Source organism: Ruegeria sp. BG6, assembly GCF_056538465.1.
In genome coordinates, this window is sequence record NZ_JBQFTB010000027.1 from 1 (window position 1) to 10,040 (window position 10,040).

The window sequence follows — 10,040 nt, forward strand, 5'->3', positions numbered from 1 at the left end:
CAATCTGCCGGATTGCATCCAGACGGGACATGCCTTGCCCCATCAATATCTCAACCTGTCGCAACTTCGAGACAATCTCTTCCGGCTTCGGGCGCTTGTTCGCCATGTGGTTCCTCCGTTTTCTTAACCATAACGGTGGACCACTTCAGAGGGGGAGGATCAATCTGCTTATGTCTTCGACGGCCGTTATTCTGTTGTCGGAAATGCCAAGGGAGAGAGCGCTGCAAGGCACTTGGCTATTCTCTGGACGCGATCCAGAGCATCCTTTCAAGGATTTGAAAAGGTTCTGGCGATCAGTCACAAAGACCGCACATCTAGAAAACTACCGGATACATGATAACCAGCACCCGCACGCGTCGCATCTGGTTTCCAGCGGTCTAAGCCTGCTCATCGTACGCAGACTTTTGGGACATACGAATCCGCCGACAACGCGACGCGCACCTTGCAGACGCCCACATGGGGCAAGCAGCAGATGTTATGGGCAAAAAGATCGAAAACGGCAGAACCTGATGACTTCTTCGTTTGTGGGCCGGTTGATCTATGAAAGCGATGGATATTGCTTTCGTCGACGCGGCGTCGAATCTTGAGGCGGAAGAGAGCGATCGGAGAAACCAAGATCTCCAAAATCCGGCTTCCCACGACTGCACCAAGTCGCCCGCCCTGGAACAAGGGACGGCTCCTCGGGCAAAAAAACCATTGCAACCAGAACAAGTTTGGGCAATCCGTGCGCGGCTTGAACTCGCAACCAAGCTGCGAAACCTTACCCTCTTCAACCATGCCATCAATAGCAAACCGCGAGGGTGTGATCTTGTGCGTTTGCATGTCGAATATCTCATCATTTGTAATTCGGTGCGAGTCCGAGCTTCCGCAACCCGGCGGCAGACCGCAAGGCCAGTGCAGTTTGAGGCGTCAGAAAATGCCCGAGAGGTCATCTTGCGGTGGATCACAACCCTAGGTCCTGGATTCATAACCCGTATGTGGCGGTCGCCGAGAGAGCGATTGTTGATGGAAAGACCTTTGAGCATCGGTCGTAACGTGTGGCCAAACGCAGCCATTCCTTGAGCTGCCGAATATGATCTCAATCTTGTTTCGCCGTTTGTATCGGCGTTTGTCGTACTTCACGGTAGTCTTGCGTTGCTTTCGACCGGGATGCAGGCGCGTATCCCCTTGTCTTTCAACGCGTCCCGGAATCAGTCGGCAACATAGCCACGGTCCCAGAGCAGCCAGCCCACATTTGGTATGCTGCTCAGCAGCGCGCGCGCGCGGATGCAATCACTGACTTGACCAGCGGTGACGAAAAGGCTGAGAGGCGCCCTTGGCTGTCGCAGATGGCATTCAGTTTGGTGTTCATGCCACCTTGGTTCGACCAATCAGGCAGCCACGCCCCCTGTTTCGCGCTCATGCTGGTCGCGGTGCGGTGGGCCTGTAGATACGTCGCGTCAATCATCACGGTTTTTTCCTCGCCATGTTCGGCAGCCAGGCCGACCATCATCTGGGCGAAGATGCCTATCTCGCCAACGTTTCCGCCGACTGTCTAGGCTTCTTGTGTGGCCCGTAGACCCCTGGCGCATCTCGCCATCGTAACCCATTGCGGTTGATGAAGATAATCCCGCTTAGTACCCTTCTATCATGTGCCCGCGGCCTGCCGTGCGACTTCAGGAAGAAAGTGGAGAGGTTGACCATCTGCTGGTCGCTCAACCAGAAAAGATCGCTCATGCCACCGATCCGTTTTCTAAGCCGTGAATCACGCAGCACATCAAAATCAATGCACCCTGACCCTAAGTTCGTCGTCGTCCAACACAATTAGTTGTTGCGCCAAAGGAAAAAGAACGGCTCTAGTATGACAACTTTCGCATTGCGTTGACCCTTGTCAGAGGGCCGGCCGCAAAAGATACTTGACCCCCTTAAAACCCGCCAAAAAGTTCCCAGCTTGGCCCTGCGTTTTTAGTATTCCCGTTGTTTCTATGTCCAATGCGGAGTCCCATTTCAGCGAGGCAGGATCGCTCTCCTTGTCAGAACACTATTAGAATGTTAACGTCGAATTATTATTTAGTTTTTGATTTGCTGAAACTTCCAGTAAGTCCGTAACGTTTCGGGGGGAACGTGCGATGTTAGATTTTCACTATGGGTGGCACAAAGAGCCGCCAGGTTATGATACTGACTGGTATTACGGTTGGCATACTGACTATTCATGGTATTACGGCTGGGGTCTAAACTACGGCGGACACTACGACTATTCGTGGTATTACGGCTGGGGCTGGGGCTACGGCTGGCACTACGACTATTCATGGTATTACGGCTGGGGTCTAAACTACGGCGGACACTACGACTATTCGTGGTATTACGGCTGGGACTGGGGTTATGGCTGGCACTATGACTATTCATGGTACTACGGCTGGGACTGGGGTTATGGCTGGCACTATGACTATTCATGGTACTACGGCTGGGACTGGGGTTATGGCTGGCACTATGACTATTCATGGTACTACGGCTGGGGCTGGGGCTATGGCTGGCACTATGACTGGTATTATGACTGGATGTATGGCTGGACACAGTATCTGGACTACGGGTCGTATTACGGATATGGCTGGCAGTACTCATACAGCTTAGATTATGGCTGGTACTATGACTACGGCTGGCAGTACTCGTATAGCTGGGATTACGGCTGGTACTATGACTATGGCTGGCAGTACTCGTATAGCTGGGATTACGGCTGGTACTATGACTATGGTTGGCAGTATTCGTACAGCTGGGACTACGGCTGGTACTACGGATACGGCTGGCAGTACTCGTATAGCTGGGATTACGGCTGGTACTATGACTATGGCTGGCAGTATTCGTACAGCTGGGACTACGGCTGGTACTACGGATACGGCTGGCAGTACACATATAGCTGGGATTACGGCTGGTACCAATCCTACGACTACTCGAGCTACTCAAGCGGATCCTATTGGGATTATGGCTGGTATTATGGCTGGGACTTTGGATGGTCTGGTTGGTCATACGACTACTACGACTATATCACTTGAGGTTCGTCATTCGATATCACCAACGTGATTTCGCAAACCAATATGGTCTCATAATTGATCTGGTTGGTTGAAAACAAAGACCGGTATTTACAGCACATGAACTTAACATATGCTGTGAATGCCTAAAGGGGTGAAAAACAAGCACATTGACCAAAAACTCCGACCAGACATCAAGAATGTCTAATGGACTCAAGAAGAAAGAAAAGTCAGGAATAGTTGCGACTATTTTTAAGAAGCTGGTCCCGTTCGCTATACCTATTCTCGCGTTCAGCGTTTTTACTAACCTACTTAGACTAACCGTTCCACTTTACATGCTACAGGTTATCGACCGGGTAATGTCCAGCGAAAGTGTCGAGACGCTGGTTTCTATCTCTATCGTAGCCTTTATCGCCCTTTTGGCTTCTGCACTTCTAGCCAACGCAATTTCGCAAACTCAGATGACTATCGGCGCATGGCTCGACGAAACGCTCTTTAGCAGAGTCGCGTCAGCATCAATGAAGCCTCGCATACACAACAATCAGTATCTGTCGTCGCGAATGATGCGTGAGTTGGGTCAGCTACGCCAGTTCTTCGCGTCACCGACGATCATGTGTTTGCTTGAGGTGCCGTGGTCAATCCTGTTTATTGCCATCCTTTTTTGGCTTCATTTTTATCTGGGTGCCGTAGCAACAGTCGCGTTTGGAGCGTTGCTTTTTACCTCAATCATAGGAGAATTGCTGACCCAAAAACGCGTAGCAGACGGGCAGCGTGAGAAGGAAAAAGGTATGGCAGCTCTGGCGGCTGCAGCTGAGTCAAGTGAAGCTGTGGCGACTATGGGCATTAGCGGTCGATTGATTGATAGACTGAACACAAATAACCTGAATGCCTCTTCCAAGTTGATCGGCGGCATGCGCTGGACCATACAGGTTCAGCAACTAAACAAGTTCTTGCGAACTTGCGCACAAATCGCGATTCTCGGCGTCGGCGCGCTCCTGGTTCTTCAGGCAGAAGTGACAATGGGAACGATGATTGCGGGCTCGATATTGCTCGGCCTTGCGCTGTCTCCGGTGGACAAAGCAATTGGATCATTCAGGTCAATACGCGGAGCTTTGGACAGTGCCGCCTTTCTGGATACCCAACTCAGCCTATCCAATGAACGAGGCATAACCACGACATTTACGCTCGAAGGTGGGTGTTCGCTATCACTCCGTCAAGCGATGTTCATGCCGCCTGGGGCCCGACGTCCGGTATTGCGGCCACTGTCGCTGGAAATTCCTGCCGGCCGCAGTGTTGGTATCATTGGCCCCGTCGGATCTGGTAAGTCCACCCTTTGCCGAATGCTTGTCGGCGCAATCCCACCAACAAGCGGAAGTGTACGTGTAAACGATGTCGAGATTTCGCGGGTGGTCGGGGAATCCTTTGGCGCTCATGTCGGATATCTGCCTCAAAACGAGCCGCCATTACCGGCAACGATTGAAGAAAACATATCGCGTTTTGCGACGGGAGAAGACGTCGAAACAAAACGTGCCGTTGTAGAGGCCGCCCGTTTGGCCGGTGTTAATGAAGCGATAATGAACCTTCACCAGAAATACGAGACAAGGATCGGAGCTGGTGGATTTGAGGCGTTGTCCAGCGGGCAGATTCAACAAGTTTTGATCGCCAGAACCTTCTACAATAATCCGTCGTTGATTGTCATGGATGAACCGGCAACCTCGCTGGACAAAACTTCTGAGGAGTATCTTGCTGATGCGATATCTAAGGCGAAAAAGCGTGGAGCGACAATCTTCTTTGTCACACAACGGCAGTCTCTACTGAATAAATGCGACACTTTAATTTACCTTCGGGATGGCAATCTGGTTACGGTCGGTGCGCGCGAACAGGTGTTACGAGAGATTGCGAAAGGAGACATCTCACCCGGCCCTCGAAAGATTGCGGAAAACGAAGCTAAGCGGCGGATTCAGCCAAAGGCAACTTCCTAATGAACGAGAGACTCCCAACCAACACACCAATTGATTTGATTTCGCTTGGCAGGCGGGTTGTTTCGCCTCTCTTCGTTGGGCTTTTGACACTGCTCGCGTTCTTTGGCGGTTTTGGCTACTGGGCGGCGACTGCTCCCATACATGGGGCCGCAATTTCCAACGGTGTCGTCAGCACGGAAAAGGCACGGCGCACAATCCAACATCTGGAAGGCGGCGTGATAAAGGAGATACTCGTAGAGGACGGCGACAGAGTCGAGGCGGGTCAACCCTTGATTCTGCTCGACGACACGCTGGCGTTGGCTCTGGTCGAGCAACAGTCTTTGCTGATCGTGTCATTGCAGGCTGAACTCGAGCGGCTAAGACTGGAAACTCTCTATATCTCAAAACAGGATCTCTCCTACCAACTGGAATTTTCCGAGGAGCTCACCGCGCGGGCAAAGGAAATTAAGGGTGCCGTCGAGATGCTGCAGTTTCAAAGCTCACATTTCTACAGCAGGCAAGCCGCGCTTAAAGCCGCCGATGAGTTAAGCCATCAAACCATTCTCAACTACAAAGTGCAGATCGTTGGCCTAGAAAAAGAACTCCTCAGTATTGATCGGCAACTTGAACTCCTTATTGAGGAGGGAGACGTATTACAGTCCATGCGAGAGCGCGGACTGGAGCGCCGCGCCACGATGGTGGAAAACCTGATCAAGCGCACTCAGGCTGAACAGTTGAGGCATGAGCGGCAGGGACAAATTCACACCCTCATGGAAGCCATAAAAGAAGCCCGGCTTGGGGCCCAGGACACCTGGGCCAAGGAATTGGAGACGACGACAAGCGAAACTTTGTCGGTCGCTCAAAATATGCTCGATGCTCAGGCGACGTACTCTGCATATGTTGATACGCTTGAGCGCACCATAATTACCGCACCTGTTAGCGGCACGTTGATCGAGCTGTCGGTGAACACTCAGGGCGCTGTTGTGGAAGCCGGTGAAACGGTCGTTGAAATCGTTCCGAAAGACGAACCACTGATGCTGGAGGCATGGGTTGACCCCAACGACATCGATGTCGTGATCCCCGGGTTGTCTGCCTCTGTCGTGCTTCTCGCATATCCACGCCGTAATTTGCCCAGGATCCACGGGACACTGTTATCCATCTCTGCCGATAGCATCGTCGACAGTGCGACCGGAGAAAATTACTATCTTGCCAAAATCGAAATCGAACAGGACCAAATCACTCAGCTTGGCGAAGGAATTTCATTGTTGCCTGGCATGTCTGTCGAAGTCTTTTTGCAAACACCGTCCCGCACATTTTGGGAATATCTTCTTGAACCCGTTTTCAGATATAGCGACCGGGCGTTTCGGGAAACTTGATTTTCTCCTTGAACGGCAGGCAGGTATTGGTGTTTGTTGAATTGAAATTCAGCCTTGGCCGGCACTATGTTTTTGCTAGGAGCACGAAATGGACTTGTTTGCACATCGAATCCACAATGCAGAGTTTGTAAACGGTTGTGTAAGACTGGAATGTTCCATTGTCCGACCAGACAAAGACGGACAATACCATCCGGATGAACCGGTTAAGCCCGAGGACACCACGTTTACTGTAAATCTGCCGTTGCAGGGGTTTATGAGGTCCGTGGGCGTGATCCGCGAGATGGTTGGACGGCTGCAGGAAGACGGAACGCTAAAGGGGCGTGAGGGAGACGGAGATCAACGTCGCCAGAAAGGCGCTCAACTGAAGGATCTGAGCGAAGAAGACCAATCACCTGACGATCCGATTGTATGACTGCCCGCCAGTAGAAGGAAGCTAAATGCCCTACCCGCGTTTTTTTGTAGAAGAGATTTCAAACGTAGAACCAGACGTAAAGACTGGGCTCGTGAAACTTACTTTCAGCATTAAGGACAATGGAAAGCCTTCGCCCGAGGTTCAGATTGTAATGCACGTCGATGCCTTGAATCAGGCATTTCAAGCAGTTGGCGAAAAAATGCAAAAAACGTTTGGACAAGGGGGACGCCGACCCGGCGGTCGTCCTCCAAATCAGGATATGAAAAAAGGCGGTCCAGTAAAAATGCCCAACGACCTGACCGAGCGATAAGACGCTTACTTTCTCAGGATTTAAAGATCAAAAGATAAATACTGGATGCAGAAATGTCGAAGCCCAAGCGATACGTTCACATAGGCTTTCCAAAGAGTGCGTCAAGCTCGCTACAGAACTTTTACTTCGCCATTCACCCAGAGTGTTTTCATTTGGGCCTTGGGTTCGAAAGCAAGGGAAACTCGTATTCAGACGAAGGGGTCGAGCAGGTTTCCGAAGTCGATCTGCGATTGAAGAAACAGTTCCTCTGGGATGTTGACGCAAGCACAAAGCTGCTCAAACCCGGTTTCCGACATGCCGAGCAGGAGAAATACAAGGCAGTTGGCCTTTCGAACGAATTCCTGTCATTTGCACTTGGGAACGAAGTTGACACGGCAGACAAAGCGCGACGGATACATCAACTGTTTGGGCCGGACACCGTCATCATCATCATCATTCGCGAACAGTTCAGCTTTCTGAAGTCGCTTTATCTGGAGTTGCTCAAGGGCGGCTATGGGGGCACTTATCGCAAGTATCTGGAATACACATATCTTTATCAGGTTAGAAGCTGGTGCTCTGACATTTGCTATGACAACATTTTCCAGTGTTACAGCGACCTTTTCGGCAAGAATAACGTGTGCATTCTGCCGTTTGAAGAGTTGAAATCCAACTCGGGCGCCTTTTTGTCCAAAATTGCGAACGCGCTTGGGATCGAGGACAACATCAGTGAGCTGAAAAAGGTCAACTCTCAATCGGAATCTCTAAGCTGGTATGAGCAGTTGCGCCGGTACAATGAACGGTTTCCCCGCGAATTTGGCACGCGCTTTTTTGAACCATTCAACATGAACCGCATGCGATCGTACTTTCACAATGAGTTAAACGTAGCGGTGCCGCATGACCGTCTTGCAGACGACATGCTTCGAATCCCAATCGCGCAAGCGGCCCAAAAAATTAACGAGATATCGCCGATAGGAGACATTGATCTGAATGTCCCCGAAAATCTGAAAAACCTTTTCACCGAAATGTTCGCCGCCTCGAACAAACGTCTTGAAATGGCCACAGGATTGAAATTGGGGGAATTCGGATATCGGCTTTAAGCGCAACACACATAATTTTGCGCCGGGTACGGGGCATTTCCGACGGTTGCTGTCCGCACTGAGCGCAATCGTGTTCTCTGTACTGTGCTCTCAGGCAGACGCGCAATACGAACCGGAAAATCAGCTTGTAAGACAGGCAATCGCCGCAACCTGTGCTTATCCGGACATATCTCCCGTCCCACAGGCACATTTGCGTGCAACAGATAACCGAAAATTGCCAGCGGGGGCCACAATTGAATTGCGTGATTGGGAACTGAAGTCAGGGCAGCGATTGAGGATATCTATTGTATCAAAAGGCGCGCAGCGGCTTATCTTTGCTGATGTATTTGATGGTCCAGCCGCCCAAAGCCGGGCATTGATCCGAGGCGTAGCCCGAGGAGATTGCCGGATCATTGGTGGCAGATTGGTCGAATATGCGGACTCGGACCGCAGTCCAATTCCAACAGTCTTGCGAGGATTGGGTCCGGATTTGACTCCTAACAATGAGACATTTCCACTAAATCCAGATCCTCCGACAGGACAAAGTCAGAATTGCACACACGTCGGACTTTTGGACAACGGAGTCAACTACTTGCGAAAAGACATTGCTGAGCGTCTCGCTTACAACCACGATGGCCAATTGATCGGAGCGGACTTTTGGGAACGAGATGCCCGTCCATTCGACTACGGTTATCCTGCCAGAGCGTTGGACCCGAGGAAATCGATCTTCAACCCGCGACGCCATGGTTCATTGGTCGCTAGTGTCATTATTGATTACTCGCCTAGAAATGTTTGCATCGTGCCTGTTAGGTTTTCCCCGATTTCCCGCGCGGAGATCCTTGAAGCCACTGATTTCTTTTCTTCATCTAACACGCGCGTCGTCTCTGTTCAGGTTGGAAGACCTCAGAAATGGCCCGAGTTTCTGCGCGCAATCGAACGTCACCCCGAAATCCTTTTTGTGGCTGCTGCGGGAAACGGCGGGCGGGACTTGCGCCAATTCCCGAGCTTTCCGGCATCGTACAGCGCCCCAAATCTTCTGGTGGTGGCCGGAACTGACTTGTCAGAACGCGCCCTTTGGCGTCATAGTAACTTTGGTGAGGGGATTGTCGAGATTGCCGTATCTGCACAGGATACACAGGTCAAACGTTTTGACGGCAAGCCTGCCGCTTTTTCCGGCACCAGTTTCGCTGCACCCAAAGTTGCGGCCTATGCGGCGACTTTGATCTCTTCCTCGCCGGGCATGTCAGGATCCGAGCTAAAGCAACACATAATCAGCGATGCCCTCAACACCAATGTCGCCGTCCGCGGCATTCCTGTACTGACTGAACAGGCTATTAGGAGCAAGACTCAAAACCAGTAAGTACATTGCAGCCAAAGGCTATGCGCTGCTCCAATTCCACCTTCCCAAAGTCTGACTGATCTGCGCTTTCCCAGTGCTGAACCCGCCCACAGCTCTTACCCCAATATGTCTTCTCGGTCAGCGGCTGGCGACGGTTCGACAGGTCGAACTCTCTCATCAAGAACCATCTGACTAACGTCGTAGTTTCGTATGCTGTAGGTGAACGGTACGCCATTCGTTAAATGCGAGAGACCCAGCCTCTTGATTTAGTTCGATTGAATGTAGAATCCGCTCCTGCTTCTTACTCGTGATTAGGTTGCGGCAAGGCCTGCTGAGCGGAGCCGCTACGAAGCTCAGGCGAAGCGGGCTGGGAGGCGTATTTGAGATTGGCGAAAACGGCTGGAGCCAGCCCACAAAGCGATGTGTGCGATCTCTGGGTGTTGTAGTCGATCCTCAAGCGCTTCAGGACCACCCGGCAGATACCGGTCATACTGAGCCTCCCCAACTGAACTGGTCGACCGTTATGTTTAGGAAACGGAGGACCACGAATGGCAAACAAGAGACCGAAGCCCGAAGAGATCG

General features: G+C 51.4%; 8 protein-coding genes and 2 pseudogenes. 8 read left to right on the plus strand and 2 right to left on the minus strand.

Annotated elements, in window-relative coordinates; all coding sequences use genetic code 11:
- Window positions 1–203: 203 nt before the first annotated feature.
- A pseudogene (locus tag ACR0JW_RS23515) lies at window positions 204–377 on the plus strand (site-specific integrase); the annotation flags it as partial.
- Between the two features lie 10 nt (window positions 378–387).
- On the opposite strand, the gene ACR0JW_RS23520 reads toward ACR0JW_RS23515, so the two are convergent.
- Both ACR0JW_RS23520 and ACR0JW_RS23525 read right to left on the minus strand, forming a co-directional pair.
- Complete coding sequence (locus tag ACR0JW_RS23520; protein ID WP_480714584.1) at window positions 388–822, minus strand: hypothetical protein; 435 nt, start codon at window positions 820–822, stop codon at window positions 388–390.
- A gap of 142 nt (window positions 823–964) precedes the next feature.
- Window positions 965–1,716 (minus strand): annotated as a pseudogene (locus ACR0JW_RS23525) (IS5 family transposase).
- A gap of 392 nt (window positions 1,717–2,108) precedes the next feature.
- Here ACR0JW_RS23525 and ACR0JW_RS23530 point away from each other — a divergent pair.
- From ACR0JW_RS23530 to ACR0JW_RS23560, 7 genes are all read left to right on the plus strand, one after another.
- Window positions 2,109–3,029 (plus strand): hypothetical protein, encoded by a 921-nt coding sequence (locus ACR0JW_RS23530; protein WP_480714580.1) that lies wholly within the window; start codon window positions 2,109–2,111, stop codon window positions 3,027–3,029.
- A 176-nt stretch (window positions 3,030–3,205) separates the two neighbouring features.
- The gene (locus ACR0JW_RS23535) at window positions 3,206–4,987 is read left to right on the plus strand and encodes a type I secretion system permease/ATPase (protein WP_480714581.1); all 1,782 of its coding nucleotides are present in this window, start codon (window positions 3,206–3,208) and stop codon (window positions 4,985–4,987) included.
- Window positions 4,987–6,342, plus strand: a complete 1,356-nt coding sequence (locus tag ACR0JW_RS23540) for an HlyD family type I secretion periplasmic adaptor subunit (protein ID WP_170825296.1) — start codon at window positions 4,987–4,989, stop codon at window positions 6,340–6,342. Before ACR0JW_RS23535 ends, ACR0JW_RS23540 begins: the two co-directional genes overlap by 1 nt.
- A gap of 88 nt (window positions 6,343–6,430) precedes the next feature.
- Window positions 6,431–6,754, plus strand: a complete 324-nt coding sequence (locus ACR0JW_RS23545) for a hypothetical protein (protein WP_170682759.1) — start codon at window positions 6,431–6,433, stop codon at window positions 6,752–6,754.
- Between the two features lie 25 nt (window positions 6,755–6,779).
- The gene (locus tag ACR0JW_RS23550; RefSeq protein WP_480714582.1) at window positions 6,780–7,064 is read left to right on the plus strand and encodes a hypothetical protein; all 285 of its coding nucleotides are present in this window, start codon (window positions 6,780–6,782) and stop codon (window positions 7,062–7,064) included.
- A gap of 53 nt (window positions 7,065–7,117) precedes the next feature.
- Complete coding sequence (locus ACR0JW_RS23555; RefSeq protein WP_170682757.1) at window positions 7,118–8,140, plus strand: sulfotransferase family protein; 1,023 nt, start codon at window positions 7,118–7,120, stop codon at window positions 8,138–8,140.
- Window positions 8,141–8,210: 70 nt separating this feature from the next.
- Complete coding sequence (locus ACR0JW_RS23560; protein WP_480714583.1) at window positions 8,211–9,479, plus strand: S8 family serine peptidase; 1,269 nt, start codon at window positions 8,211–8,213, stop codon at window positions 9,477–9,479.
- The last annotated feature ends 561 nt before the right edge of the window (window positions 9,480–10,040 follow it).

What these genes read in the sequence shown, in the direction of transcription:
- ACR0JW_RS23520 (WP_480714584.1), bottom strand. Translation starts at nt 822, where the DNA reads ATGCAAACGCACAAGATCACACCCTCGCGGTTTGCTATTGATGGCATG.
- ACR0JW_RS23530 (WP_480714580.1), top strand. Translation starts at nt 2,109, where the DNA reads ATGTTAGATTTTCACTATGGGTGGCACAAAGAGCCGCCAGGTTATGAT.
- ACR0JW_RS23535 (WP_480714581.1), top strand. Translation starts at nt 3,206, where the DNA reads ATGTCTAATGGACTCAAGAAGAAAGAAAAGTCAGGAATAGTTGCGACT.
- ACR0JW_RS23540 (WP_170825296.1), top strand. Translation starts at nt 4,987, where the DNA reads ATGAACGAGAGACTCCCAACCAACACACCAATTGATTTGATTTCGCTT.
- ACR0JW_RS23545 (WP_170682759.1), top strand. Translation starts at nt 6,431, where the DNA reads ATGGACTTGTTTGCACATCGAATCCACAATGCAGAGTTTGTAAACGGT.
- ACR0JW_RS23550 (WP_480714582.1), top strand. Translation starts at nt 6,780, where the DNA reads ATGCCCTACCCGCGTTTTTTTGTAGAAGAGATTTCAAACGTAGAACCA.
- ACR0JW_RS23555 (WP_170682757.1), top strand. Translation starts at nt 7,118, where the DNA reads ATGTCGAAGCCCAAGCGATACGTTCACATAGGCTTTCCAAAGAGTGCG.